The sequence below is a fragment of the Roseibium sp. SCP15 genome, from assembly GCF_040329435.1.
GTDB lineage: Bacteria > Pseudomonadota > Alphaproteobacteria > Rhizobiales > Stappiaceae > Roseibium.
On record NZ_JBDZYI010000005.1, the window covers coordinates 108238 to 133681 of the forward strand.

Here is a 25444-nt window from a genome sequence, read left to right on the forward strand (position 1 = left end):
CGTCCATGCCGACCAGTCCGTTCGCCCCGAAAACCGCCCTCGACCGTTTGGTGGTCGCCGTCGATGTGCCCACCATCGGCGAGGCCGAAGCTCTGGTAAGCAAGACCGAAGGCAAGGTCGGCGTCTACAAGATCGGCATGGAACTTCAGTTTGCCGGCGGACTGGAATTTGCGCGCGAGCTTGCTGCCGATGGCAAGAAGATCTTTCTGGACGTCAAGCTGCACGATATTGACAACACCATCACCAAAGCGGTGCGCAATGTTGCCAAGATGGGCATGACTTTCATGACCCTGCACGGCTATCCAAAAACCATGCGGGCAGCCGTAAAGGGGCTGGCGGAAGAAGACAATCCGAACCTCTGCCTTCTGGGTGTAACGGTTCTGACGTCGATGGATGAGGACGATCTGATTGCTGCCGGTTACCGTGGACCTCTGTCTGATGTGGTGGAAGCCAGGGCAATGGACGCAAGGGCTGTCGGGATGGGCGGCATTGTCTGTGCGGCAACGGAATCTGAAAAGATGCGCACCATATTGGGGGATGAACTCGTGATAGTCACACCCGGTATCCGCCCTGCGGGCAGCACTGCTGGTGACCAGCGGCGGGTGATGACGCCTGAAGACGCGATCCGCGCCGGCAGTGACTATCTGGTTGTCGGGCGCCCGATCAACCAGGCCGCAGACCCGGCAGCGGCAGCTGATACGGTTGTCGCGGAGATCGAAGCAGCGCTCGCGAAATAGCCGCTCCCCGGCACAACAAAGAAAAGGCCACCGCCGGAGCGGTGGCCAAGTTTTTAATTGCGGTCTTGGTTTCGGTCAGGCCGCTTGATTTCCATTTTCAGGCGACGAGCGCAACACCATTCCGTAAAGATCGCGCGGATCGTCGGGGTCAGCCAGCAAATCGAGCTTTTCGAAGTGGCCGGTCTTCGGCAGAAGGTCGTGCACATACCGAAGTGCGGCGAAGTCCTCGATTGCAAAGCCGACGCTGTCGAATAAGGTGATCTGATCATCTGACGTGCGGCCTGCCACCTGACCGGCAAAGACCTGCCAGAGCTCGGTTACCGGATGGTCTTCCGGCAGCTGCTGCAGCTCTCCTTCGATCCGGGTCTGCTCCGGATACTCGACGAAAATATCCGAACGCAGCAGAATATCCTTGTGAAGCTCTGTTTTGCCCGGGCAGTCACCGCCAATCGCGTTGATGTGGATGCCGGAACCAACCATGTTGTCGGTCAGGATCGTCGCGTACTTCTTGTCCGCCGTCACAGTGGTGACGATCTGCGCTCCTTCAATGGCATCTTCCGGCGTCTTGCAGATCGTTACGTTGAGACCGGAATCGGCCAGGTTCCGCGCCAGACGCAGGCTGGCGGAGTGGTCGATGTCATAGGCCCGGATTTCGGTGATGCCGAGCATTTCCTTGAAGGCAAGGCACTGGAAGTCGGACTGGGCGCCATTGCCGATGATGGCCATGGTGGTTGAACCCTTCGGCGCCAGGTATTTTGCGGCCAGCGCGGAATTGGCTGCCGTACGCAGAGCCGTCAGGATGGTCATTTCAGTCAGGAGCACCGGATATCCGGTGGCCAGATCGGACAGAACACCGAACCCGGTTACGGTCTGCAGGCCGTCGCGGATGTTTTCCGGGTGACCGTTGACGTATTTGAATCCGAAAGTCTTGCCATCGCTTGTCGGCATGAGCTCGATCACCCCCTGGGGCGCGTGTGCCGGAATGCGCGGTTTCTTGTCGAAGCTTTCCCAACGCAGGAAATCCTCTTCGATATACTCGGCTATTCCCATCAGTGCCTTTTCAACACCGATTGCGCGAACGTTGCGCATCATGTTGTCGACGCTCACGAACGGCACATAAGCCAGTTCTGAGGGCTCCGGGTTATGGTTCACGGCAGACATATTCATTTCCTCTAGAAGCTTCTTGTCGGGCGGTCGAAGACGCGGCGGCCAAAAAGAGAGCCGGTCAGATCGACCATCAGGCGCGCGGTTTTTCCGCGGTCGTCCAGAAAGGGGTTGAGCTCGACCAGATCGAGCGACGTCACCAGTCCGCTGTCATGGAGCATTTCCATCACCAGATGCGCCTCGCGGAAAGTCGCGCCGCCCGGAACCGTCGTGCCGACGGCAGGCGCGATTTCAGGATCGAGAAAATCAACATCCAGACTGACATGCAGCAGTCCATTGGCATCACGGACCCGGTCCAGAAAGGGCCTTAGCAGCGGGCCAATGCCTTCTTCATCAATGCGCCGCATGTCGCTGACACCAACGCCATGGCTCAACAGCATGCTGCGTTCAGCGGCATCAATGGACCGCACACCGAGTATCTCGACATGTTCGGGTTTCACGGTGTGTTCGACCGGTGTTCCAAGCAGACCTTCAAATCCGGGCAGGCCACAGGCAAAGGCGAGCGGTGTGCCATGAAGATTGCCGCTGTCCGTGCTGTCCAGCGTATGAAAATCGGAATGTGCATCCAGCCACAGCACGAAAAGCGGGCGCCCGTGTTCCGCGGCAGCCTTCGCCTGTCCCGAAACCGTGCCCGCCGCCATGGCGTGATCCCCACCGAGATAGATCGGAAAGACCGGAGCGGTCCCAAGTTCCGCCGCCTTTGCGTGGAGCGCCCTCGTCCAGGCAACATAAGCCGGGTAATTTTTCAAAACCGGATTTGGGGCGGTCAGACCGCCGACATCGGCGGGGACGAGATTGCCATGATCGGCAACCGAATGGCCCAGCGCCTCAAGCGTGCCCGCAAGACCGGCCGTTCGAAACGCGTCAGGTCCCATGACGCAGCCTTTTTGACCGGCACCTTCGTCGACGGGAGCTCCGACAAGAACAATCTGCTTCTTGACGACGTTCACTTGTTCCTCCGAATGAATTCTCATCTTCAAAGTGTGTGAAAACGCCGCGGCGGAGTAAATCCCGTCACTTGATCAAATGTGCAGTCAGATTTATCATTTTGATAAACTCAAATTACCGGATTGAAACTATGGATGATCTGGATCTTCAATTGATCTCGCTCCTGCGTCATGATGGGCGCAGATCAGTGTCCGATTTGGCAAGCGATTTGAAAGTCTCCCGCGCAACCGTGCGCTCGAGAATGGAGAAGCTTATCGAATCAGGTGAGATCCTCGGATTTACAGCGGTTCTTCGCGATGACTGGCGCGATCTTCCGATCCGTGCCGTAACACTGGTCGTGGTTGACGGACATAATACCGAACCGGTCATTCGTTCCCTGAGCGCACTGACCGAAGTACGGGCCATCCATTCCACCAACGGCAAGTGGGACCTTGTGCTGGACATTGCGACAAGAGATCTGGTGGGCTTTGACGATGCGCTGAACCGAATTCGACTGATCGAAGGCATCACGGGCACGGAAACCAGCCTTCTTTTGAACACCCGAAAGGGGCCTGCCGTTCCGGCCGATGAATTCAAGGATGTGCTCGGCTGAGCAGACCCGGTGCGACCATCTCGCAAATCGGGTCGCTTCAGTGCAGCGCGCCGACTATGATCGGATCAGACTTGAAGACGCGAAGTATTCGATATGACCAAAGCACTCGATCTTTCCGCCATCGCCTCAGAACCCAAGCCGATCTCGGTCGGTGAAGAGGCATCTGAAAACTATACGGTTGTCCGCCAGACACTACGGCGGATCACCGAAGACTGGCGCGACCAGCCGACCCTTGAAGAACTCGCCAAGGAGGTCGGTCTGCAACCCATTCAGCTTCAACGCGTGTTTTCGCGCTGGGCGGGACTGACACCCAAGCAGTTTCTTCAGGCCATCACCCTTGATCACGCCAAGGCTCTCCTGCGGGACTCGGCCAGCATCATGGACACATCCTTTGAAGTTGGCCTGTCTGGATCCTCGCGACTGCACGACCTTTTTGTCACCCACGAAGCAATGACACCGGGCGACTATCGGAACAGGGGCGGTGGGCTAAAGATCATCTACGGCTTTCACCCTTCGCCTTTCGGTCAGGTACTGGTGATGGCGACGGACAAGGGACTGGCCGGCCTTGGATTTGCCGATCCCGGCGAAGAAGATAGCTCGCTGGAGGACATGTGCAGCCGCTGGCCCGCGGCTCAATATGTTCACGATCAGGATGCGACGGCGCGCTACGCACAGCGGGTTTTCGATCCGAAGAAGTGGCAGGAAAACCAGCCGCTGAACATCGTCATGATCGGCACGGATTTCGAAATCCGGGTGTGGCAGACTCTTTTGAAGATCCCCATGGGACAGGCGACCACCTATTCCGACATCGCGGCCTGCCTCGGAAATCCGAAGGCTTCAAGAGCCGTCGGCTCCGCAGTCGGCCGTAATCCGATTTCCTTCGTCGTGCCCTGTCACAGGGTGCTGGCAAAGGGCGGCAAGATTGGCGGCTATCACTGGGGCCTGACCCGCAAGCGCGCCATTCTCGGTTGGGAAAGCGGCCTTTCCGCACCTGTGCTGGAGTGTGTCTGAGCCTCCTGACCCGGAGGCTCACAACCGTTTTTTTAGTGAACAGGACCTTCGGGCATCGGATAGTTGCCGGTGATTTCCCAGCCAAAGGATGTCAGCCGCTCGGCTGTCATCGGGGTCAGGTCTCCCGTGATCAGGAAATCGACGCTCGACGGCGGAAAAGGAAGCTGGCCCAATCCTTCATGCATGTTGGAAAAGGTCTGAGCGACCGTCTTCGTCCATGACACCATGTCAAGCGGCAGGATGATTGCTGCTATCCCATCCCGGCGGATGGCAATGGGAACACCATTTACCTCCTTGATCTGACCAAGACCGGAGACAACCCGGTTATAGGTTTCAAGAAGAACAACGCGGCGCAGCTGGAAATAGGCAATGTCCCGGCTTTCAGCATCGGCGGCTTTCGCAGCGATCAAATCCAGATCCTGGACACTTGGCATCGCCTGCAGTTGATAGGCAATCGCGGCCTTTTCAGAGATCGTGTAGAACGGATTGGCGGCGATCTTCGAAATCGTCTGCTCCGAAATTCCGGCCTTGCGGAAGGTCTCTGCGGTCCGCTCCTCAAGCTCCGACGGGGTGCTGTCCACGATAAGCGTTCGGAAATTGTCGGCCTGACGGGCGGCTGAAACAATCAATCCACCGGGGAGCAGGCTTGTGATCGCGGTAACTGTCCAGTTTCCTGCCGTCGTCACGCTGGCGGTTTCATTCAGTTTTTCGGAAAGCGGCTTGTAAAAGGTATAGGGGTCGACACCGAGTTCGTAAGCGAGCTCCCGCTCTGCGCGCGCCTGTCCGGTAATGGATTTTGCAATATCGGCTGCTGAACCGCCTTTGCCGGAAACCGCGGCCTCCACTCCCTTGGTCAATCGTCCGAACATGCGTCCGACACCGGACACCGTACTCTTGGCAGTACCGACCGGGTCGGTGACCGTGCTTTCAACCAGTTCAACCGGCTTCATGGCTGCCTGTTTCAGGCCGTCAACGAAACTCTGATCGTTCTTCAGTCCTTCCAGCGCAACAAGAACCTTGAGCTCGGCAAGCCGCTGCTTCAGCAAACCGTCTCCCTCGATGCGTTCGACGCCGAGGTCGGTCTGCAACTGGTAGATACGCAGGAAACCATCACTTCGAACCGGGGCCAAAACAGCATATCCCGGCCCGAGTTCCTTACCGTCCAGGACAACCGAAGGGTCCTGCTCGGGTGGTGTTTCATATTGTTCGGAAAGTGAAAAAGCCGGTGCCGTCATCAGGACGGCACCCATCAATAAACCAGCAGTACGAACGGGCAGACCAAAAGTCCCACGCATCAATCAGACCTCCATAGGTCCGGTGACGCGTCAGTCCGGAGCTGTACCGTTCCGTGCCAAGGCCTCACCGGCGAGATAAAGCGAACCGCAAATCAAAATTCGTGGCGGTTCTCCATCCTTCGCGGCACAAGCTGCCACATCTGCGAGGGCCGCGTCCAGTGATTGGAACGGTGTTGCCTCGAGACCGGCGCAGCGCGCAAGGTCCGCCAGGTCTTCCGGAGATCTTGCTGTCATCGTTGAAGAAATCGGCACCGTGCCGACATGGCGCACCAAACCGTGGAAAGGGCGGAAGAACCCGACCGGATCCTTGGTGGTGAGCATTCCGGAGATCAGATAGAGCGGGCAGGGGTTTCTTTCTTCCTGTTCGCCCATGAACTGGGCAACGGAAACTCCCGCACCTGGATTATGACCGCCGTCGATCCAGACTTCCGCTCCTTCGGGGCACATGTCCAGAAGCCGTCCGTGAGTGATCGGCTGCAGCCGCCCAGGCCAGTTTACGGATCTCAGCCCCTGGGCAATAATGTCTTCAGCAGGCAGAACGCCGGCGGCCTTCAGTGCGGCGATGGCAAGCCCGGCATTGGCATACTGGTGACCTCCGCCCAGAACCGGGAGCGGCAGATCAATCAGCTCTTCCTCGTCCTGAAAGATCATCCGGCCCTGATCGGCCTGCGCAATGAATTCCTGCCCGTACACAGACAGCCTTGCCCGTTTGCGGGCCGCTTGGCGGACGATCTCGGGAAGCGCCGTCGTTTCCTGAGCCGCGCAGACCACCGGCACGCCCTGCTTGATGATACCAGCCTTTTCGGCAGCGATCTCGGTGAGATCGTCTCCCAGAAACTTTTCATGATCCATGGAGACGGGCGTGATCACCGTGGCAATCGGATCATCGATGACATTGGTGGCATCCAAACGGCCGCCGAGACCAACTTCCAGAAGAAGAACATCAGCAGGATGTTCCGCAAACAGAAGCAATGCAGCTGCCGTCGTGATCTCGAAGAAGGTGATTTCCTCACCGCCATTTGCTTCTTCGCAGCGATGGAGAGCGTCATAAAGTTCGGGATCGGATACGAATTTGCCGTGTGTTCCAAGCCGAATACGTTCATTGAACGAGACCAGGTGCGGCGACGTGTAGACGTGGCAGCGTTTTCCGGATGCTTCCAGAATGGCACGCATCGTCGCGGTCACGGACCCCTTGCCATTGGTCCCGGCAACATGAATGACCGGCGGCAACCGCTTTTCCGGATTTCCCAAAGCTGCGAGCAAACGATGCATGCGCCCAAGCGAGAGATCTATCTCCTTGGGGTGCAGTGCCAGCAACCGGTCCAGGATTTTTGTGATTTGATCCAAGGCGCCCTCCGAAGGGTCCTCTGTCCCATGTTCAGCGTGACCTAAGATATAGCCGCCCGCATGTCGTGCAGACGGCCTTGAATCGTCCGGTTATACCGGATTTGCGACAATTTGACTGCCGCTGCGCTCTTAACTTGCAGCTTCAGCTTCTTTCGCCGTTTCCTCGGCAGGCTTTTCAGCCTCGACTTCGGTAGCAACTGCTTCCGCTTCCTTCGGCGCTTCGAGCTTCGGCAGCTCGACTTCGCGTTTCATCAGGATGCCGCAGATCCGGGAAATTGTCTCTTTCATCTGTGGACGCGGAACCACCATGTCGATCATCCCGTGATCGAGAAGGTATTCGGCGGTCTGGAAATCGTCCGGCAGTTTTTCACGAACCGTCTGCTCGATGACCCGGCGTCCCGCAAATCCGATCTGCGCGCCCGGTTCGGCAATGTGCACATCGCCCAGCATAGCGTATGACGCGGACACACCGCCGGTGGTCGGGTTGGTGAGAACAACGATATAGGGAAGACCGGCTTCGCGAAGCATCTGCACACCAACGGTGGTGCGTGGCATCTGCATCAGCGACAGGATGCCTTCCTGCATGCGGGCACCGCCCGAAGCGGCAAAGATGACAAAGGGGGTCTTGTCCTCGACCGCTTTCAACATGCCGGCCAGGATCGCTTCACCGGCAGCCATGCCGAGCGAACCGGCGATGAAGTCGAAATTCTGGACAGCCGCCGTGATTTCCATTCCGTTGACCTTGCCCTGGCCAACCAGAATGGCTTCATTTTCACCGGACTTGGAACGCGCTTCCTTCAGGCGATCGGTATAACGCTTGGAATCGCGGAACTTGTGTGGATCAGCCTGCACTTCCGGTGTTTCGACGTCCTTGTACTCGGCATTGTCGAAGAACGCCTCGAGGCGCTTGCGCGCCGGTATACGCATGTGGTGACCGGAATTGGGAATGACCCAGAGATTGGCCTCCAGATCCCGGTGAAACACCATTTCACCGGTTTCCGGACACTTGATCCAAAGATTTTCCGGAACTTCGCGCTTTTTCCAAAGATCGCGGATCTTGGGGCGTACGATAGAGTTGATCCAGTTCACGACAAACGCGTCCGTTACTCGAGTTATCAATCAGCGGAGATATGGGGTCCGCCGGAATTCATTCAATTCAATTTGTCCGTGCCGGGAGCAACACCCGGCTGCGCCAATTCAGGCCGAACGCGCCCGTGCACATCCGGCAGCCAGATCCGCCACCACATCGGCAACCGCCTGAACGGTCTTGTCGGTTGCTTTTCCGGCTTCATCAAGGCTGTCACGAATGGCATTGACCAGAACCGAACCAACGACAACGCCGTCCGCGTCCTTGCCGATTTCAGCCGCCTGATCCGCTGTCTTGACGCCAAATCCAACCGCTACAGGCAAATCGGTGTGCCCCTTGATGCGGTTCACGGCCGTCGCAACCCTGCCCGTATCCGCAATATTGGCACCGGTGATACCTGTCACGGAGACGTAATAGACGAAACCGGAAGTGTTGGCCAGAACGGCGGGAAGGCGCTTGTCATCCGTCGTGGGGGTTGCAAGACGAATGAAATTCAAGCCGGCTTCGAGTGCCGGAATGCACAATTCATCATCCGCTTCAGCAGGTATATCGACAATGATGAAACCGTCGACGCCGGCATCCTTGGCGATCTGTACGAATTTGCGTGGTTCGCGAACATAGATCGGATTGTAATAGCCCATCAGGATGATCGGCGTGTCCTGGTCCTGCTTGCGGAACTCACGCACCATGTCCAGGGTCTTGTCCATGGTGTGACCGGCTGCCAGCGCGCGCTGATTGCCAAGCTGGATCGGAATGCCTTCCGCCATCGGATCCGAAAACGGCATGCCAAGCTCGATCACATCAGCGCCCGCAGCGGGCAGTGCGTTCAGAACGGCCTGGGAGGTCTGCAGATCCGGATCACCTGCGGTGACAAACGTAACCAGTGCTGGCCGCCCTGCTTCCGCACAGGCTTTAAAACGGCGGTCGATACGCGTTTCCGTCATACAGCTCTACCCCTGCCGCCTATCCGCGGCCCTGCTTTTCTAATTGGACTCAATGCGGTGTAGGGGAGCGGGCAAGCCTATGTCAATCAAAGAACGCGACAATCAAAGAAGAAGCAAGGCCAAGAGAGCCTGTTTCCGGCTCCAGCCGGGTCTTCAACGCTGGTTGAAGTGTTTCCTGAACGCGTGACCGGAAATTTCAGTGCGCACCAGGCCAAGCTGAGCCAGTTCGCCGTCATTCATACGGTTCAAGCGTTCAATCTCGTTTGCTGTACGGCGGGCTGCACGAACGTCGCGCACAAAACCTGTCAGAAGATCGAAAGCCATTTTCGGTTCCTTTCGTGTCTCGGAAGACCACGTGTCATGCACGTTTGTCTTGCGATCCGAATTTAGTCGGAGACAGCCCTGTCACAACCGACATGTTTGCAATGCAGCAATTCACGTGACGAATAACTCTCCAGTTTTCCAGCTGACTGAAAGGCGCAATGCATAGCTGTCTAAGCAGGCTTGCAAAATTTGCAGCTGCAAAAGTGCACAAAGTGCGCTTAAATGCTTCTACAGATCAGAGACAGACAAAAAGGAGCTGAAATTGGCCCATTCCCTGTTTGAACCGGCCCCAATCCCGCTTGGTGAAAAGCTGTGGCGGCGCGTGAGAGACTTCAATCTTGGCCTGCCTGCAAAAGAACTGCGGGAAAAGCCGTGTCCCGGACAGACGAACATCGTCGGGTCAACGCATGCAGATGAACTGGATGCCCGCGGACGGCAACACTATCTTCTGGCCGCACTGACGGCCGACCCGATCAAAAAATAAAAGCCGCGCGCCCGATGGGCGCACGGCTGTTTTCAACTGAGAACCTGTAATTCCGGCTTAGAGATCAAATCCGAGCATCTGTCCAACCGTGAACACGTCCTTGTCGCCGCGGCCACACAGGTTCATGACGATGATCTGATCCTTGTCCATCTGCGGCGCCAGTTTGACCACATGTGCCAGGGCATGGGACGGTTCCAGCGCCGGAATGATGCCTTCGACGCGCGTCAGCATCTGGAACGCATCGAGGGCCTCGTTGTCCATCACCGGCACATATTCAACACGCCCGATTTCCTTCAACCAGGAATGCTCCGGACCGATGCCGGGATAATCGAGGCCAGCGGAAATGGAATGTCCTTCGAGGATCTGACCGTCGTCATCCTGAAGAAGATATGTCCGGTTACCGTGCAGAACGCCCGGCTTGCCCGCTGTCAGGGACGCACAGTGTTCTTCACCTTCCAGACCGCGGCCCCCAGCTTCGACCCCATAAATCTTGACATCGTTGTCGTCGAGGAACGGATGGAAGAGGCCAATGGCGTTGGATCCGCCGCCGACAGCTGCTACAAGAGCATCCGGCAGGCGTCCCTCGGCTTCCATCATCTGCTCTCGCAGTTCCTTGCCGATCACGGACTGGAAATCACGAACCAGCTCCGGATACGGATGCGGACCGGCGGCTGTCCCGATCAGGTAATATGTGTTGTCTACGTTGGTTACCCAGTCACGCAGAGCTTCGTTCATGGCGTCTTTCAGCGTGCCGGCTCCGGCAGTTACCGGAACGATTTCGGCACCCAGCAACTTCATGCGGAAAACGTTCGGCTTCTGACGCTCCACATCAGTCGCACCCATATAGACCACACACGGCAGGCCGAAGCGCGCACATACGGTCGCCGTCGCCACACCATGCTGACCGGCACCGGTTTCGGCGATGATCCGCGTCTTGCCCATACGCTTGGCCAGCAGGATCTGACCAAGGCAGTTGTTGATCTTGTGAGATCCGGTGTGGTTCAGTTCGTCCCGCTTGAAATAGATTTTTGCTCCGCCAAGCTCTTCGGTCAGCCGTTCAGCGAAATAGAGCGGTGAAGGACGGCCAGTATAGTGCTTGTTCAGATTTTCGACCTCGGCATGAAACTCCGGATCGTGCTTGGCGTCCTTGTAGTGCTGCTCCAGGTCAAGGATCAGCGGCATCAGGGTTTCGGCGACGTAGCGGCCACCGAAGATACCGAAATGACCGCGATCGTCCGGACCGGTCCGGATGCTGTTCGCCATATCGTTCACGCGTTTACTCCTTAACCCGAATTTCCGGCGCTTTTGGCCGCCGCCATGAAAGCGCGTATGAGATCGCTGTCCTTGACGCCCTTTTCACGTTCGACGCCGGACGAAACGTCCACTTCCTTCGTGCCGCTCAGCCGAATGGCCTCAACGACATTGTCTGGATTCAACCCTCCCGAAAGCATGAAGGGCTTTGCAAGGTCAAGATCTTTCAAAAGCGTCCAGTCATAGGCAACGCCATTGCCACCCGGCAGCTCGGAATCCTTCGGCGGTTTGGCGTCGAACAGGATCCTGTCGGCAACAGCAGCGTAGTATTGCGCCTTTTCCAAGTCTTCCTTTGCTGACACCGAGACCGCTTTCATGATCTGCGTGCCCTGCATCACCTTGGTCGCCGCGCAGGCTTCTGGCGGTTCACTGCCATGAAGCTGGAACGTATCGGGCGCAACGAGCTCCTTGATCCGCGACAGTCCGTCCAGGTCCATGTTCACCGTCACCGCAACGATCTCGGCTTTGCCGCGAGCCATGTCTGCCAACTTGCAGGCCTGACTGAGGGAAACGTGACGCGGGCTCTTCGGAAAGAACATCAGACCGATCATGTCCGCCCCGGCATCCAGCGCGGCTTCCATGGTTTCCTCGGTCGACAGACCACAGATTTTGACTTTTATCTCAGACATGGTTTCGAGGTATCGCCGCTGGGAAAAGGTTTGTCAAAGAGGAAAGGGTGAATTCACCTTTTCCCTGGCCAAACACTCCTTGTCTTCACCGCGTGGAAACGGGAAATCACGAAAAGTCACGTGCAACTGGTCATCCCGGCCGCGCGTAGAGCGAGCCGGGAACGGAGGGTCACAGGAGCTGGTTTCCCGGCGCCAGTCCTTACGTCACATTGAATGCCGCGATTGCTGCCATGTTGACGATGTCACTGTCCTTGGCGCCGAGGGGGACGATCTGGATCGGTTTGTCGAAACCGACCAGAAGCGGACCGATAACCGTGGCGCCGCCCAGTTCCTGCAGCATCTTTGTCGAGATGGATGCGGAGTGGAATGCCGGCATGACCAGAACGTTGGCCGGACCGGACAGGCGGCAGAACGGATACGCAGACATCCTGCCCATGTCGAGCGCGACGTCCGCGGCCATCTCACCGTCATATTCAAAATCAACCCGGCGCCGGTCGAGGATTTTCACCGCTTCCTGGACCTTTTCAGAACGTTCGCCCTTTGGGTGACCAAAGGTGGAGTAAGCCAGCATGGCAACTCGCGGCTCGTAGCCGAGTTTGCGTGCGACATGAGCCGCTTCTTCCGCAATGTCGGCAAGCTCTTCGGATGTCGGCATGTCGATCACAGCCGTATCGGCAATCAACACGGTGCGCCCACGGGCAAGAGCCAGTGACACACCGATCACCCGGTGGCCGGGTTTCGGGTCGATGGTCGCTTTGACCGTATCGAGCGCAACGGAATAATTCCGGGTCAGACCGGTCACCATGGCATCGGCATCCCCGCGTGCCACCATGATTGCGCCCCAATAGTTACGATCATTGTTGACCATGCGCTGACAGTCACGCAGCAGATAGCCCCGGCGTTGCAGGCGGCCGTAGAGATACTGCGCGTAATCGGTGTTGCGGTCGGAAAGCCGGGCATTCTGAATGGAAAGCCCCGGCCGGTTGATATCGATGCCGGCCTGGTCGGCCATCGACTTGATCTCGTCTTCGCGGCCAATCAGGATCGCCTCTCCAAGGCCCTGCGACACAAAGCTGGTGGCCGCGCGGATGACCGGCTCTTCCTCGCCTTCTGCGAAGACGACGCGTTTCGGCTGCTGGCGAACCTTGGTGAAAATGCGCTGCAACGTGCCGGCCACCGGATCACGACGCGCCGAAAGCTGGTGCCGGTAGGCTTCCATATCGACAATCGGGCGTTGTGCGACACCAGAATCCATCGCCGCCTGGGCAACCGCAGGCGGAATGGCATGGATCAGGCGTGGGTCGAACGGCACCGGAATAATGTATTTCGGACCGAATTTCGGCCGGTTGCCCCGATAGGCGGCAGCCACTTCGTCCGGCACTTCCTCACGAGCAAGTTCGGCCAGGGCCCGGGCACACGCCACTTTCATGTCGTCGTTGATCGTGGTTGCCTGAACGTCGAGGGCTCCGCGGAAGATATAGGGAAAGCCAAGGACATTGTTCACCTGGTTGGGATAATCCGACCGGCCGGTCGCGACAATGGCATCGTCGCGCACAGCTGCGGCTTCTTCCGGCGTGATTTCCGGATCCGGGTTGGCCATGGCGAAGATGACCGGGTTTGGCGCCATGACACGGAGCATGTCGGGGGTCAGCGCGCCTTTTACCGATACGCCGAAAAAGACGTCCGCGCCTTTCAAGGCATCGTAAAGCGAGCGATTGTCCGTTTCGATCGCGTGGGCGGACTTCCACTGGTTCATGCCCTCTTCGCGGCCCTTGTAGATCACACCCTTGGTGTCGCACAGGGTCACGTTTTCATGGGGGATGCCCATTGCCTTGACCAGTTCGATGCAGGCAATGCCGGCGGCGCCTGCGCCGTTACAGACAACCTTGGTGTCCTTCATGTCCCGGCCGGTGAGATGCAAGGCGTTGATCAGGCCCGCGGCCGCAATGATGGCCGTGCCGTGCTGATCGTCGTGAAAAACGGGAATATCCATCAACTCGCGCAGACGCTGCTCGATGATGAAGCAGTCAGGCGCCTTGATGTCTTCCAGGTTGATGCCGCCGAAAGATGGCCCCAGATAACGGACCGAGTTGATGAATTCCTCGACATCTCCGGTATCGACTTCCAGATCGATGGAGTCGACATCGGCGAAACGCTTGAAAAGAACGGACTTGCCTTCCATCACCGGTTTGGAGGCCAGGGCGCCAAGATTTCCCAGCCCCAAAATGGCGGAGCCGTTGGAAATCACGGCAACAAGGTTGCCCTTGGTGGTGTAGTCATAGGCACGGCTCGGATCCTCCGCAATCGCCCTGACCGGCACCGCCACACCGGGCGAATAGGCCAGCGACAGGTCGCGCTGTGTTGCCATCGGCTTGGTGGGCGTGATCTCAAGCTTTCCGGGCCGCCCGCTCTGGTGAAACTGCAGGGCTTCCTGATCGGTAAAGCTGACATTGGTTTTGGACGAAGTGTTGTCGGCGGACATGATTGGGGCGTTTCCTCTTGATCACGCTCACTAAGAGCGGAAGACCGACCTTATCCCCTGGAAAATGAAGCCTCAAGCCAAGATGACATAACCCTTTTGTGGAATGCCCCGGCAGGTTTGGTACGTATCGGGCATGAGTGGACAAAGCGCGCAAAAGGCAGCCCCGGCGGAGACCAAGGTCACGCCGATGATGGCTCAGTACATCGAGATCAAGACCGCCAACCCGGACAGCCTGCTGTTTTACCGAATGGGCGACTTCTACGAACTGTTTTTCGATGACGCCGAAGTGGCCTCCAGATCCCTCGGCATCACGCTGACCAAGCGGGGCAAGCATCAAGGTGCCGATATCCCGATGTGCGGTGTCCCGGTGCATGCCGCCGATGATTATCTGCAGAAGCTGATTGCTCTCGGGCACCGGGTATCGGTGTGTGAACAGACCGAAGACCCGGCGGAAGCGAAGAAGCGCGGTTCCAAATCCGTGGTTCGGCGCGACGTGGTACGCCTGGTCACGCCTGGCACGCTGACCGAAGAACGCCTGCTGGACGCGGGAGCCAACAATTATCTGATGGCTCTGACACGGTTGAAGGGCGGTTCGCTTACCGGCGATGCGGTCTATGGCCTTTCCTGGATTGATATGTCGACCGGTTCCTTCCAGGTGTCGGAAACCGATCACCAGCGACTGGCCGCCGACCTGGCACAGGTATCGCCACGCGAGCTGATCCTGGCAGACAATCTGCTTCAGGAAAGCGATCTGCGGCAGATTGCCGAGCAATCCGGCGGGGCACTGTCTCCCGTTCCCCGGGCTTTCTTCGACAGTTCAACGGCCACAGACCGGCTGGCTCACTATTTTGGCGTCAAAACGCTGGACGGCTTCGGTACCTTCAGCCGAGCGGAGCTTTCTGCTGCGGCGGGCATACTTTCCTATATCGAAAAGACCCAGCTCGGCGAACGGCCGCCGCTGGACCCGCCGGTTCGCGAGGCTGGTGCCGGGCGTATGCTGATTGACCCGGCAACGCGCGCAAACCTGGAACTTTCCAGGACGCTTTCGGGTGAGAAGCAGGGATCGTTGCTGGCGACCATCGACCGGACGGTCACCGGCAGCGGGTCACGATTGCTGGCCAGCCGGTTGGCCGGGCCGCTTGTCAATGTGGATGCCATTCATCGGCGCCACGACGCGGTGGCATTCTTCCTCGATAACGAGATCATGCGAGAAGGCCTGCGACAAACGCTGAAAGGCGCCCCGGACATGGCGCGCGCGCTATCGCGGATCGCGCTGAACCGCGGCGGTCCGCGTGACATTCTTTCAATTGCACAGGGTCTTGCCGCCTCAAGGGCCGTTCTGGACCAGACCGCCAATGGTGCAGGGGAAATTCCGGGTGAAATCGCTGCCGCCCGAGCCAGCCTGGAACAGGCCCCGCACGAGCTGGGCGCTGAACTGGTCGCCGCAATCAAGGAAGAGCCTCCGCTTTTGAAGCGGGATGGTGGTTTTGTCGCCACCGGCTACAACTCCGATCTGGATGAACTGCGTTCTCTGCGCGATGAAAGCCGTAAAGTCATCGCCAAACTTCAGGCCGATTACTCCGAAGAGCTTGGCCTGCGGTCGCTGAAAATCAAGCACAACAATGTGCTTGGCTGGTTCATCGAAGCGCCGACCGCGCAGACGGAAAAACTGACCGCCGATCCGGCACGCTTCATTCACCGCCAGACGATGGCCGGTGCGATGCGCTTCACCACGACCGAGCTGGCCGATCTTGAATCCAAGATCGCGAGCGCCGGTGAACGGTCTCTTGCGATCGAGCTGGAAATCTTCGACCGCCTGGGCCAGGCGATCATCGAAGCTGGTGAAGCCATCAAGTCCGCCGCTCAGGGCCTTGGTATCCTCGATGTGTCGGCAGCGCTTGCCAAACTCGCCCAGGAAGAGAACTACTCACGGCCAATTGTCGACGACACGCGTGCTTTCGACATCAAAGGGGGCCGTCATCCCGTCGTTGAACTGGCCCTGAAAAAATCCGGTGGTGACAGCTTTGTTGCCAATGATGCCAATCTAGGTCCGGACAATTCCGAAGAAATCGGTCACATCTGGCTGATCACCGGTCCGAACATGGCTGGTAAGTCGACCTTCCTGCGTCAGAACGCACTGATCGCGGTACTGGCACAGATGGGAGCCTTCGTACCGGCGGCAGAGGCACATATCGGCATCGTCGACCGTCTGTTTTCCCGTGTCGGCGCGGCAGACGATCTGGCACGCGGCCGGTCCACCTTCATGGTCGAAATGGTGGAAACAGCCGCAATTCTCAATCAGGCAGGTGACCGGTCCCTGGTCATTCTGGATGAAATCGGCCGTGGAACGGCGACTTTCGACGGTTTGTCGATTGCCTGGGCAACAATTGAACACCTGCACGAGGTCAACAGATCCCGAGCCCTGTTTGCGACCCACTATCACGAACTGACGGCACTTTCCTCCAAGCTGGGACGGCTCTCGAACGCCACGGTTTCAGTGAAAGAGTGGAAAGGCGATGTCATCTTCCTGCACGAGATCGTGCCGGGGGCCGCGGACCGGTCCTATGGCATTCAAGTTGCCAAACTTGCCGGTCTCCCGGCAATGGTGGTCGAACGTTCCAAGCAGGTGTTGAGCCAACTGGAAGAGCAGGACCGGAATTCACCTTCCGAGACCTTGATCGACGAGTTGCCTTTGTTTGCCAGCCTGACAACGCCGCCGCCCAGCGCTGCCGCAGATCCGGTCAAACCGAACCCGGTGCTGGAAGCGCTGGAAGCGTTCGATCCGGATGACATGACGCCTCGTGAAGCCCTTGAGGCCCTTTACCGGCTGAAAACGCTCAGGGCGAATGAAGACGACAATAGTTAGGGCATTTCGCGAACTGCTTTAGAGCGTCTCACCAGGCGAAGAGCCGGGCAGCTTCTGCATTGGTGCGGGCAGATATGAACTCTGCTTCGGTGCGCAGGTCATCAAGGTCGTAGCGCGCCGAACTCAGATCGAATTCCGCATCGTCGAGCCGCTGGCGAAGCTTCTTGCGTTCCTTCCGGCATTCCTTGGGCTCGTCTTTCTTTTTGTCCTTGCAGTTCAGCCCTGAAAGACTTTCCTCCAGTTCATCAACCCGCATTTCATGTGAGCGCACTTCCGTCTCCGCACGCTCAACCCGGTTTCTTGCGCTCCAGATCACATGGCCGAGCTGGTATGCCTGATTGAACCCGGCTCCCATCCGAGGTGGACAAATCGGGGATTTCTGCTTGTTCTGCTTGCCGAGCGTGAAGCCGTTCAAGGGTGTGCAATAATTCTGGAGACCGCGGTTCCAACCGGACATGTATGCCTCGGTGTTTGGCGTGATGCCGTGTTTGCCGCAGCTTTTGACTACTTCATCCAGGTGGCTGGCGGGCTTGCCAACAGAAGCATGAGCCTTGCCAAGTTCACTCCAGTCACCGGCAACACATTGTTCCTTCGTGACCGCGGCGCAACCACCAAGGCCAGCAAGACCCAGAGCAATGACGGCAATTCCAGCAAAAGACTTCATTTTCAGCAAACCTGTCCACGCGAAATCGAACGCGACCATGGGAAGAATTGGTCGTAACCACTCGTATTTCGAATTGAGAATCAAAGAGATGAGGCGTTTTATCGCCGTAAACCTGAACGGGAGATGAGCAACTTGCTCAAGTTGTCTTCAGGATTGGAAAAGTCTGTTGGAACCGCTGGATTGTTCGCCAACCGGGCGGTCTTCAGGTTGCGAAAATCGGAAGAACAATCCTTTGGGAGTGACAGAACCGGCGTTCCGCTTTAACATCCGGCTCCCATATTCTTTCGCCGTCCATCAGGTTCCATTCCATGCTTTCCCTGCTGCAACTCCCTCGACCGGTGTTGCTGATAATGCTGTTGCAGTTCACCAAGAGCCTTGGTGCCTCTTCTCTCATTCCCTTGATGAGTTTTTTCATCGTCGAGGGCCTTGGCTCGGAACCCTGGCAGGTGGGTCTTTACACCGGTCTGGTCATGCCGCTCACGCTGCTTGCCAACCGCTGGGCGGGCGAGAGGCTGGATCATGGTTTCCCAGTGAAACGGCTGCTGCTGATCTCGATTTTCGCGTTCATCACGCTGACCGCCCTGCTGACCCAGGTCAGCAGCCTGTTGATGCTGGTCCTGATGGTTGCTCCGCTGATGGGACTTGCCAATATGGGATCCGGTACGATTTTCACCTATGGCCGGCTCTATGCCGAACGCAATGACCTGGACGTTGCCAGGATCAATTCCTGGCTTCGCATGATGGTATCCCTTGCCTGGATGATTGGACCGGCGGCGTCCTTCTCACTGGTTTCACAGTTTGGCTTTTCCGTCACATTCTTCTGCACTTTCACTGTTGGCGTTTTGTTTCTGATCCTTGCCTGGACCGTTGTGCCGCATGAGTTCAGGTCCAATCGCAAGGAAACCGCAACGAAGGATCGCGAACCTATCAACTGGGGTCTTCTGATCGCCGGATTCACCTGTCTCGGATTTATCATTACCAACACCCTGTTCGTGTCAGCCATGCCGCTGTTCTTCGTTCAGGAGACCGGGCTGCCCGGATCCACTCCTGGACTTTCTCTGTCGGTCAAATGCCTGATTGAGGTGTTCATAATCTTCTGGTCGGTGAAACTGGCGGAACGGATCGGGATCCGGCAGGTACTGGTTCTTTCTGCCGTACTTGCGGCCACGAGCATGGTTCTGTTTGCTCACGTAACCGAGCTTTGGCAGGTCTTTGCCATTTCGGTGCTTGAGGGAACTTATTATGGTTTGTTCGCTGGCGTTTCGATCAGCTTTGTGCAGAGCTTTGCACCCGATCGGCCTGGACGGGCGACCGCCGTTTACATGAACAGCCTGTTCCTGGGTGGGATGATCGGCAGCGTATCCATGGGCATCATCGCCAGCGCCACGGATTTCAGGACCGTGCTCTACGTCGCAGCCTGTGCATCGATCGTGGCAATGCTGGTTCTTCTTGCAACACTCAAGGTCCAGCCGCGTGTTCTGGAAGAACAGGTCTAAAGATTTTCAGGAAACGGTATTTCCCCCACCTGCCTTTGCGACCGACAGGGCATTTGCAATCGCGCCGGCAAAGCTGGTCCGGTCGTCCGGATTGAGAAAATTCCCGAGGTCGACCGTCTCGCCCCGGCTTGTCAGAGAAATCCTGACAACGCCTTCGTCTTCCAGGCGCTCGATCTCAAGGCGAACCCAAACCGGATTGAAGCGGTATTCCAAATGACGCTTTCCCGGACCGACCTTGCGGATCACGATTTCATTTCGAGAGATAGCAACCTCTTCATACGCCTTTGCCGAACGATAATTCATGCGGAAGGCGAACCAGAGCAGGGCGATGTCCAGACCAAAGAAGCCGAAGACAGGCCAGGCTCCGATGCGCCAGAACAGGAGACCGGCAAAGAAGCTGACGGCGGCGAAACACAGCATCAGAATCATGAAACCCTTGGGACCCAAAGACCGGTAAGGCGTGAGAACAGCCGTGAAAAACGGCTTCTCGCCCCCGGTGAAATTGTCAAAATTATCGGGTTTCGGATTGTTCTGGTTCATAGGGAATGATTATAGAGGGAACATGACCCAAGCAAAGAGCCCGGTAACAAGCAAGACTTCGAAGCGGTCCGCCAAATCCAAGCAGGCCCGCAAGAAAGCGCCTTCCGTAGACAATCCCGGCAAGGTCCTGAAGCGTTCCCGCTACAGCAAGGCCGAGACCTATGCGATCTTTCAGAGGTTCCACGCGGACAATCCGGAGCCTGAGGGGGAGCTGGATTATGTGAACGCCTTCACGCTGCTGGTCGCCGTCGTCCTGTCCGCCCAGGCAACAGATGTTGGCGTGAACCGGGCAACGAAACACCTCTTCCAGATTGCCGACACACCGCAAAAGATGGTTGCGCTCGGTGAGGACAAGGTGCGTGAAGAAATCCGGACAATCGGTCTTTACAAGAACAAGGCCAAGAACGTCATCCTCCTGTCCGAACAACTCATTCGCGATCATGGCGGTGAAGTCCCGGAGAACCGGGAAGCGCTGGAAGAACTTCCGGGCGTTGGCCGGAAAACCGCTAACGTCGTACTCAACATCTTCTTCGGACATCCGACAATTGCCGTCGACACGCATTTGTTTCGGCTTGGGAACCGGATCGGCATCGCGCCCGGAAAGACACCGCTCGATGTCGAAAAGGCAATGGAAAAGGCCGTTCCGCCCGAATTTTCACTTCATGCCCATCATTGGCTGATCCTGCATGGCCGCTACATTTGCAAAGCGCGCAAACCCGAATGCAAACGCTGTGTGATTTATGATCTTTGCAAAAGTCCGGAGAAGGAAAAGTTCGATGCAGTTCCGGACATCGCATTGCGCACCAAAGCTTTAATCGAAAAGGATATTTCCGCTTGAGTTTTCCTCTCGGCCCCTTTCCGGCAAGTGAGCGGCTCCGCTTTCGTTTGCCATCCAGCAACGATGCCGGCTTTTATCTCAAGCTGATGAACGAACCGGATTACCATCGTTTCATCGCCGATCACGGCATCGGCTCCCATGAAGATGCTGCTCTCTATATCAAGAACAAGTCGCTTGCACGCTTTGCCGCTCATGGGGTCGGTTTGTGGCTGGTCGAACTGAAGGAAACCAACCAACCCGTCGGTGTGTGCGGGCTCGTGGTTCGCAAGGAGCTTGAGTATCCCGATCTCGGCTTTGCCTTTCTTGAAGACTTCAGGGGGCTGGGACTGGGCAAGGAGGCTGGTCTGGCGGTTCTGGAATTCGTCCAGAAAGAGCTCAAGCTACGCACATTGTGTGCGATCACCCATCCGGACAACGCCCGCTCGGCAAATCTTCTGAAGAAGATCGGGTTTGAGTCAGACGGACAGCGCCACCTGACCGAAATCGGCGCGACAGCCGACTATTATCTATGGAAACTGAGATATGTCGAAGCGGGGCTTGCCTAGCTAACGCCGGACAGGTTCAGCGCTTCTCGCGCACCCGAACGACCACATCAACACGCACCACTTCCATACCTTCCGGAGCGGTGGGCAGCTTGCCGATGCCGACACCTTCTCCGGGAATGTCGATCACCCGGTTTTCGCCTTCGATGAAGAAGTGATGGTGGTCGGAGACGTTGGTGTCGAAATAGGTCTTGTTGCCCTCAATGGCGACTTCGCGCAACAAACCTGCTTCGGTGAACTGGTGCAAGGTGTTGTAAACGGTTGCCAGTGAAACCGGAACATCCGCGTCAACCGCCTCTTCGTGAAGAAGTTCAGCAGAAACGTGTCGATCGCCCTTGGAATAAAGGATTTCCGCCAGCGACACACGTTGGCGCGTCGGCCGTAAGCCAGCCGTCCGCAGCATGTCGGTCACATCTTTACCGGCAGTATCCAATACCATGCGCGTCGTCATTCCGATCTAATCCACGTCTAATGCCTTGTTACGTATAGGAAAATTTGATTTCGCTCCTAACGAACAAGTTCTTGCTTCAACAGACAGTCACCTATATCTGCCATTTCTTGCACCCAAGATGCAAGTTTTTCGCTAATGAAACGAAAATGCCCGGCTGCACATTTTCTGCATTGATTGCCCTCAATTCTTCGAAAATAGCCAGAAAAGCCCGCAAGTTGGCGCAAGTGACATCTTTCAGTCATGGTTCCCCTGTGTTAGGAAGGCGCCACAAACGAACCAAAAACAACCCGTCCCCCCTTGGATGTACAGGGCAGGATACAAGAAAACGGATCTTGAATGACCGAGCGCCGCTCAAGCTACGACTATGAAGCTCTACTCGCCTGCGGCCGCGGCGAGTTGTTTGGCCCTGGCAACGCCCAGTTGCCGCTTCCTCCGATGCTTATGTTTGACCGGATCACGGAAATTTCCGAAACCGGTGGCGAATACGACAAGGGCTTTGCCCGTGCCGAGTTCGACATTAAGCCGGATCTGTGGTTCTTCCCGTGTCATTTCCAGGGCAACCCTGTGATGCCGGGATGTCTTGGTCTCGACGCCATGTGGCAGCTGACCGGTTTCTATCTTGGCTGGCTTGGCCTGCCGGGCAAGGGCATGGCGCTTTCAACCGGTGAAATCAAGTTCAAGGGCATGGTCACGCCGGACGTCAAGAAGGTCGAATACGGCGTCGACTTCAAGCGGATCATGAAGGGCCGCCTGGTTCTGGGAATTGCCGACGGCTGGCTTAAGGCAGACGGTGAGCAGATCTACAAGGCAACCGATTTGCGTGTAGGCCTGGCTCAAACCTAAGGTCAACCAAGACATCATCGAATTGGACCGGCGTTTCTTTTTACTTGGGGGCGCCGGTTTGCGCATTATGTAAGTGCCATGCAGGCTCGTGATCTGATCCAGTAGCCATGCCGCGCCAAAAAGAGAAAGTAGGGAGACCGCAATGAGACGCGTTGTCGTCACCGGTATCGGAATCGTGTCATCCATCGGATCGAACGCTCAGGAAGTTCTGGCAAGCCTGCGCGAAGGAAAATCCGGTATCAGTTTTGCTCCTGACTATGCCGAGCACGGCTTCCGAAGCCAGGTTCAAGGGATGCCGGATGTCGATATCCCGTCCCTGATTGACAAGCGTCAGCTTCGCTTCATGGGTGACGGCGCGGCCTACAACTACATTTCCATGCAGCAGGCGATTGCCGACAGCGGTCTGGAAGAGAACGAAGTTTCCAACACCCGCACCGGCCTGATCATGGGATCCGGCGGTCCGTCGACCAAGAACCTGTTCCAGGCACACCAGATCGTTCTGGAAAAGGGTTCGCCGAAGCGCATGGGCCCGTTCATGGTGACCCGCGGCATGAGCTCGACCAACTCTGCCTGCCTGGCGACACCGTTCAAGATCAAGGGCATCAACTACTCGATCACCTCTGCCTGCTCCACCTCCGCACACTGCATCGGTGCTGCGACTGAGCAAATCCAGTTCGGCAAGCAGGACATCATGTTTGCCGGCGGCGGCGAGGAACTCGACTGGACCCTGTCCTGCCTCTTCGACGCCATGGGCGCCATGTCTTCCAAGTACAACGACACCCCGGCAACTGCTTCCCGTGCTTATGATGCCACCCGTGACGGCTTTGTCATTGCCGGCGGTGGCGGCGTTGTTGTTCTGGAAGAGCTGGAACATGCCAAGGCACGCGGTGCGAAGATCTACGCCGAAGTGACCGGTTATGCCGCAAACTCCGACGGCTATGACATGGTGGCCCCGTCCGGTGAAGGCGGCGAGCGCTGCATGCGTCTTGCCATCGAGACCCTCGGCGATCGCAAGGTTGATTACATCAACACGCACGGCACTTCGACGCCGGTTGGCGATATTGGCGAAATCGAAGCCATTCGCCGCGTCTTCGGCGACAACCAGCCGCCGGCCTCTTCCACAAAATCTCTGACCGGCCACAGCCTTGGCGCGACGGGTGTGCAGGAAGCCATCTACTGCCTGCTCATGCTGCAGAACGATTTCATGACTGCGTCTGCCAATATCACTGAGCTCGATCCGGCTCTGAGCAAAGACGAAATCGTCACCGAGCGCGTCGACAACGCAGGCCTTGACACCGTTCTTTCCAACAGCTTCGGTTTCGGCGGCACAAACGCTTCGCTGGCCCTGTCGCGTTACCACGGCTGAGGAGTTTTAAATGTCTGAATTGATGAAGGGCAAACGCGGCCTGATCATGGGCGTTGCCAACGATCACTCCATTGCCTGGGGCATTGCAAAGACCCTGGCAGATCATGGCGCGGAACTCGCGTTTACCTATCAGGGCGAAGCTTTCGGCCGACGCACAAAGCCGCTGGCCGAATCTGTTGGTTCCGATATCCTGCTGCCATGTGATGTTGAAGATATCGACTCGGTTGATTCCGTTTTCAACACACTGAAGGAAACCTGGGGCAGCATCGACTTCCTGGTTCATGCGATTGCGTTTTCCGACAAGTCGGAGCTACGCGGCAAATATGCCGACACCACTCGCGAAAATTTCACGCGCACGATGATGATTTCGTGCTTCTCCTTCACTGAAATCGCCAAGCGGGCGGCTGAGATCATGCCAAATGGCGGGTCTCTGGTGACGCTGACCTATGGCGGTTCCACGAAGGTGATGCCGAACTACAATGTCATGGGTGTTGCCAAGGCGGCGCTGGAATCATCCGTGCGCTATCTGGCGGTGGATTACGGCGAGCAGAATATCCGCGTAAACGCGATCTCTGCAGGTCCGGTACGCACACTGGCTGGCTCCGGCGTTTCCGATGCCCGGTTGATGTTCAATTTCCAGAAGCGCAATTCACCGCTCTGCCGGACGGTATCTCTCGACGAGATCGGCGGCACCGGCCTTTACCTGCTGTCGGAGCTTTCCGGCGGAGTAACCGGCGAAGTGCATTTCGTTGACAGCGGCTACAACATCATGTCCATGCCGCGCCTGGATGAGCTGAAGGCTCAGGAAACCGACTAAGGTTCGTCCGAACGGTTTCCAACTCGAACAAAAAGGGCGGCCGAAGTGCCGCCCTTTAATTTTTGCCCGATTGGACCGGATCAGTCTTCAATCAGCTCGTCCGGATAAACTCCGAACAATCGCGTCTGGTCCAGCCAGCCATCATAGTTCGTGCCGTTCACCCGGCACCAGCCGCCGGCACATTCGGTTACCGATGTCAGGACGAAAGGTTCGAGCTCGGCGACGATATCTGCATCAGACCGCGACCTGGCCCGTAACGGCGTGCGATCGTTCTTTTCCCAAGGGGTGACCAGAGCGGTACGGCGACCGGACAGCAACGAGTGGAAAACCCAACCCTGCTTGCCTTCCCAATCGCGGATGTGGCGCCAGTTTTCAAATTCCTGAATGATCTCTACGGGAAGCCCCGACTGCACGAAAGTCCAGGCGACCCCATGCTCCCGCGAAGGGCCAAGACGAACGTTTACGCGGTCTGATTTCAAGCTGACAAATCGCGGAACGGGAAGCCCGGTTGCACCCGTTGACGTTCCTTGCGCTGAGGCGGGAAGATGAGCCCCGTAGAGCGCGAAGACAACTGCCATTGCCGCGAGTGCGAGACGGGTACCTGGAATCGAACGAGCCATATTGTCCGGTAGTCCAATTGTTATTGATCGTTAAGTTGGGGCAAAC

At 57.3% G+C, this 25444-nt stretch carries 25 protein-coding genes; 11 read left to right on the top strand and 14 right to left on the bottom strand.

Features of this window, described 5'->3' with window-relative positions; genetic code table 11:
* Positions 1 to 5 precede the first annotated feature (5 nt).
* Complete coding sequence (pyrF, locus tag ABLO27_RS23405) at positions 6 to 737, top strand: orotidine-5'-phosphate decarboxylase (protein ID WP_353036269.1); 732 nt, start codon at positions 6 to 8, stop codon at positions 735 to 737.
* 75 nt (positions 738 to 812) lie between these two features.
* Here pyrF and ABLO27_RS23410 read toward each other — a convergent pair whose 3' ends face one another.
* Both ABLO27_RS23410 and rocF read right to left on the bottom strand, forming a co-directional pair.
* Positions 813 to 1898 carry an ornithine cyclodeaminase gene (locus tag ABLO27_RS23410; RefSeq protein WP_353036271.1) on the bottom strand — a complete coding sequence of 362 codons (1086 nt, stop codon included), beginning with the start codon at positions 1896 to 1898 and terminating at the stop codon, positions 813 to 815.
* Positions 1899 to 1909: 11 nt separating this feature from the next.
* Positions 1910 to 2875 carry an arginase gene (gene rocF, locus ABLO27_RS23415; protein WP_353036273.1) on the bottom strand — a complete coding sequence of 322 codons (966 nt, stop codon included), beginning with the start codon at positions 2873 to 2875 and terminating at the stop codon, positions 1910 to 1912.
* Between the two features lie 104 nt (positions 2876 to 2979).
* Here rocF and ABLO27_RS23420 point away from each other — a divergent pair, with 104 nt between their 5' ends.
* On the top strand, positions 2980 to 3441 hold the full coding sequence (locus ABLO27_RS23420; protein ID WP_353036275.1) for an Lrp/AsnC family transcriptional regulator: 462 nt from the start codon (positions 2980 to 2982) through the stop codon (positions 3439 to 3441).
* Between the two features lie 93 nt (positions 3442 to 3534).
* Positions 3535 to 4452, top strand: coding sequence for a bifunctional helix-turn-helix domain-containing protein/methylated-DNA--[protein]-cysteine S-methyltransferase (locus tag ABLO27_RS23425; RefSeq protein ID WP_353036277.1), 918 nt, complete (start codon positions 3535 to 3537; stop codon positions 4450 to 4452).
* Positions 4453 to 4484: 32 nt separating this feature from the next.
* Here ABLO27_RS23425 and ABLO27_RS23430 read toward each other — a convergent pair whose 3' ends face one another.
* The 5 genes from ABLO27_RS23430 to ABLO27_RS23450 form a co-directional block, all read right to left on the bottom strand.
* Complete coding sequence (locus tag ABLO27_RS23430; RefSeq protein WP_353036279.1) at positions 4485 to 5747, bottom strand: hypothetical protein; 1263 nt, start codon at positions 5745 to 5747, stop codon at positions 4485 to 4487.
* Positions 5748 to 5777: 30 nt separating this feature from the next.
* Positions 5778 to 7094 (bottom strand): bifunctional folylpolyglutamate synthase/dihydrofolate synthase, encoded by a 1317-nt coding sequence (locus ABLO27_RS23435; protein ID WP_417714834.1) that lies wholly within the window; start codon positions 7092 to 7094, stop codon positions 5778 to 5780.
* 129 nt (positions 7095 to 7223) lie between these two features.
* Positions 7224 to 8183, bottom strand: a complete 960-nt coding sequence (gene accD, locus ABLO27_RS23440; protein WP_353036281.1) for an acetyl-CoA carboxylase, carboxyltransferase subunit beta — start codon at positions 8181 to 8183, stop codon at positions 7224 to 7226.
* A 108-nt stretch (positions 8184 to 8291) separates the two neighbouring features.
* The gene (gene trpA, locus ABLO27_RS23445; RefSeq protein WP_353036283.1) at positions 8292 to 9125 is read right to left on the bottom strand and encodes a tryptophan synthase subunit alpha; all 834 of its coding nucleotides are present in this window, start codon (positions 9123 to 9125) and stop codon (positions 8292 to 8294) included.
* Positions 9126 to 9278: 153 nt separating this feature from the next.
* Complete coding sequence (locus ABLO27_RS23450) at positions 9279 to 9449, bottom strand: hypothetical protein (RefSeq protein WP_353036285.1); 171 nt, start codon at positions 9447 to 9449, stop codon at positions 9279 to 9281.
* 262 nt (positions 9450 to 9711) lie between these two features.
* Here ABLO27_RS23450 and ABLO27_RS23455 point away from each other — a divergent pair, with 262 nt between their 5' ends.
* On the top strand, positions 9712 to 9933 hold the full coding sequence (locus ABLO27_RS23455) for a hypothetical protein (protein WP_353036287.1): 222 nt from the start codon (positions 9712 to 9714) through the stop codon (positions 9931 to 9933).
* A 57-nt stretch (positions 9934 to 9990) separates the two neighbouring features.
* Here the strand turns inward: ABLO27_RS23455 and trpB are convergent, their stop codons facing one another.
* From trpB to ABLO27_RS23470, 3 genes are all read right to left on the bottom strand, one after another.
* Positions 9991 to 11196, bottom strand: coding sequence for a tryptophan synthase subunit beta (gene trpB, locus ABLO27_RS23460; protein ID WP_353037023.1), 1206 nt, complete (start codon positions 11194 to 11196; stop codon positions 9991 to 9993).
* Positions 11197 to 11216: 20 nt separating this feature from the next.
* Entirely contained in the window at positions 11217 to 11873 is a 657-nt protein-coding gene (locus ABLO27_RS23465) for a phosphoribosylanthranilate isomerase (protein ID WP_353036288.1), read from the bottom strand.
* A 199-nt stretch (positions 11874 to 12072) separates the two neighbouring features.
* Positions 12073 to 14355: an NADP-dependent malic enzyme gene (locus ABLO27_RS23470; protein WP_353036290.1), complete on the bottom strand. Its 2283-nt coding sequence runs from the start codon at positions 14353 to 14355 to the stop codon at positions 12073 to 12075.
* A gap of 133 nt (positions 14356 to 14488) precedes the next feature.
* Here ABLO27_RS23470 and mutS point away from each other — a divergent pair, with 133 nt between their 5' ends.
* Positions 14489 to 17221, top strand: coding sequence for a DNA mismatch repair protein MutS (gene mutS / locus ABLO27_RS23475; protein ID WP_353036292.1), 2733 nt, complete (start codon positions 14489 to 14491; stop codon positions 17219 to 17221).
* Positions 17222 to 17249: 28 nt separating this feature from the next.
* Here the strand turns inward: mutS and ABLO27_RS23480 are convergent, their stop codons facing one another.
* Positions 17250 to 17885: a DUF2799 domain-containing protein gene (locus tag ABLO27_RS23480; protein WP_353036294.1), complete on the bottom strand. Its 636-nt coding sequence runs from the start codon at positions 17883 to 17885 to the stop codon at positions 17250 to 17252.
* A gap of 350 nt (positions 17886 to 18235) precedes the next feature.
* Here ABLO27_RS23480 and ABLO27_RS23485 point away from each other — a divergent pair, with 350 nt between their 5' ends.
* The gene (locus ABLO27_RS23485) at positions 18236 to 19381 is read left to right on the top strand and encodes an MFS transporter (RefSeq protein ID WP_353036296.1); all 1146 of its coding nucleotides are present in this window, start codon (positions 18236 to 18238) and stop codon (positions 19379 to 19381) included.
* A 6-nt stretch (positions 19382 to 19387) separates the two neighbouring features.
* Here ABLO27_RS23485 and ABLO27_RS23490 read toward each other — a convergent pair whose 3' ends face one another.
* Complete coding sequence (locus ABLO27_RS23490) at positions 19388 to 19921, bottom strand: DUF2244 domain-containing protein (protein ID WP_353036298.1); 534 nt, start codon at positions 19919 to 19921, stop codon at positions 19388 to 19390.
* 22 nt (positions 19922 to 19943) lie between these two features.
* On the opposite strand from ABLO27_RS23490, the gene nth reads away from it, so the two are divergent.
* Positions 19944 to 20759 (top strand): endonuclease III, encoded by an 816-nt coding sequence (gene nth / locus ABLO27_RS23495; protein WP_353036300.1) that lies wholly within the window; start codon positions 19944 to 19946, stop codon positions 20757 to 20759.
* The gene (locus tag ABLO27_RS23500) at positions 20756 to 21304 is read left to right on the top strand and encodes a GNAT family N-acetyltransferase (RefSeq protein WP_353036302.1); all 549 of its coding nucleotides are present in this window, start codon (positions 20756 to 20758) and stop codon (positions 21302 to 21304) included. The genes nth and ABLO27_RS23500 overlap by 4 nt, the downstream gene beginning before the upstream one ends.
* Before the next feature lie 16 nt (positions 21305 to 21320).
* Here ABLO27_RS23500 and irrA read toward each other — a convergent pair whose 3' ends face one another.
* Positions 21321 to 21752: an iron response transcriptional regulator IrrA gene (gene irrA / locus ABLO27_RS23505; RefSeq protein WP_353036303.1), complete on the bottom strand. Its 432-nt coding sequence runs from the start codon at positions 21750 to 21752 to the stop codon at positions 21321 to 21323.
* Between the two features lie 336 nt (positions 21753 to 22088).
* On the opposite strand from irrA, the gene fabA reads away from it, so the two are divergent.
* From fabA to fabI, 3 genes are all read left to right on the top strand, one after another.
* On the top strand, positions 22089 to 22595 hold the full coding sequence (gene fabA, locus ABLO27_RS23510) for a 3-hydroxyacyl-[acyl-carrier-protein] dehydratase FabA (RefSeq protein WP_352949897.1): 507 nt from the start codon (positions 22089 to 22091) through the stop codon (positions 22593 to 22595).
* 142 nt (positions 22596 to 22737) lie between these two features.
* Positions 22738 to 23961: a beta-ketoacyl-ACP synthase I gene (gene fabB, locus ABLO27_RS23515; RefSeq protein WP_353036305.1), complete on the top strand. Its 1224-nt coding sequence runs from the start codon at positions 22738 to 22740 to the stop codon at positions 23959 to 23961.
* A gap of 10 nt (positions 23962 to 23971) precedes the next feature.
* Positions 23972 to 24778 carry an enoyl-ACP reductase FabI gene (gene fabI / locus ABLO27_RS23520; RefSeq protein ID WP_353036307.1) on the top strand — a complete coding sequence of 269 codons (807 nt, stop codon included), beginning with the start codon at positions 23972 to 23974 and terminating at the stop codon, positions 24776 to 24778.
* Positions 24779 to 24858: 80 nt separating this feature from the next.
* On the opposite strand, the gene ABLO27_RS23525 is transcribed toward fabI, so the two are convergent.
* Positions 24859 to 25356 (bottom strand): SH3 domain-containing protein, encoded by a 498-nt coding sequence (locus ABLO27_RS23525; RefSeq protein WP_353037024.1) that lies wholly within the window; start codon positions 25354 to 25356, stop codon positions 24859 to 24861.
* Positions 25357 to 25444 lie beyond the last annotated feature (88 nt).

Bases quoted from the DNA above. Each gene is read 5' to 3' on its own strand.
- pyrF (WP_353036269.1), top strand. From the start codon at position 6: ATGCCGACCAGTCCGTTCGCCCCGAAAACCGCCCTCGACCGTTTGGTG.
- ABLO27_RS23410 (WP_353036271.1), bottom strand. From the start codon at position 1,898: ATGTCTGCCGTGAACCATAACCCGGAGCCCTCAGAACTGGCTTATGTG.
- rocF (WP_353036273.1), bottom strand. From the start codon at position 2,875: ATGAGAATTCATTCGGAGGAACAAGTGAACGTCGTCAAGAAGCAGATT.
- ABLO27_RS23420 (WP_353036275.1), top strand. From the start codon at position 2,980: ATGGATGATCTGGATCTTCAATTGATCTCGCTCCTGCGTCATGATGGG.
- ABLO27_RS23425 (WP_353036277.1), top strand. From the start codon at position 3,535: ATGACCAAAGCACTCGATCTTTCCGCCATCGCCTCAGAACCCAAGCCG.
- ABLO27_RS23430 (WP_353036279.1), bottom strand. From the start codon at position 5,747: ATGCGTGGGACTTTTGGTCTGCCCGTTCGTACTGCTGGTTTATTGATG.
- trpA (WP_353036283.1), bottom strand. From the start codon at position 9,125: ATGACGGAAACGCGTATCGACCGCCGTTTTAAAGCCTGTGCGGAAGCA.
- ABLO27_RS23450 (WP_353036285.1), bottom strand. From the start codon at position 9,449: ATGGCTTTCGATCTTCTGACAGGTTTTGTGCGCGACGTTCGTGCAGCC.
- trpB (WP_353037023.1), bottom strand. From the start codon at position 11,196: ATGGCGAACAGCATCCGGACCGGTCCGGACGATCGCGGTCATTTCGGT.
- ABLO27_RS23465 (WP_353036288.1), bottom strand. From the start codon at position 11,873: ATGTCTGAGATAAAAGTCAAAATCTGTGGTCTGTCGACCGAGGAAACC.
- ABLO27_RS23470 (WP_353036290.1), bottom strand. From the start codon at position 14,355: ATGTCCGCCGACAACACTTCGTCCAAAACCAATGTCAGCTTTACCGAT.
- mutS (WP_353036292.1), top strand. From the start codon at position 14,489: ATGAGTGGACAAAGCGCGCAAAAGGCAGCCCCGGCGGAGACCAAGGTC.
- ABLO27_RS23480 (WP_353036294.1), bottom strand. From the start codon at position 17,885: ATGAAGTCTTTTGCTGGAATTGCCGTCATTGCTCTGGGTCTTGCTGGC.
- ABLO27_RS23485 (WP_353036296.1), top strand. From the start codon at position 18,236: ATGCTGTTGCAGTTCACCAAGAGCCTTGGTGCCTCTTCTCTCATTCCC.
- ABLO27_RS23490 (WP_353036298.1), bottom strand. From the start codon at position 19,921: ATGAACCAGAACAATCCGAAACCCGATAATTTTGACAATTTCACCGGG.
- nth (WP_353036300.1), top strand. From the start codon at position 19,944: ATGACCCAAGCAAAGAGCCCGGTAACAAGCAAGACTTCGAAGCGGTCC.
- irrA (WP_353036303.1), bottom strand. From the start codon at position 21,752: ATGACGACGCGCATGGTATTGGATACTGCCGGTAAAGATGTGACCGAC.
- fabA (WP_352949897.1), top strand. From the start codon at position 22,089: ATGACCGAGCGCCGCTCAAGCTACGACTATGAAGCTCTACTCGCCTGC.
- fabB (WP_353036305.1), top strand. From the start codon at position 22,738: ATGAGACGCGTTGTCGTCACCGGTATCGGAATCGTGTCATCCATCGGA.
- fabI (WP_353036307.1), top strand. From the start codon at position 23,972: ATGTCTGAATTGATGAAGGGCAAACGCGGCCTGATCATGGGCGTTGCC.
- ABLO27_RS23525 (WP_353037024.1), bottom strand. From the start codon at position 25,356: ATGGCAGTTGTCTTCGCGCTCTACGGGGCTCATCTTCCCGCCTCAGCG.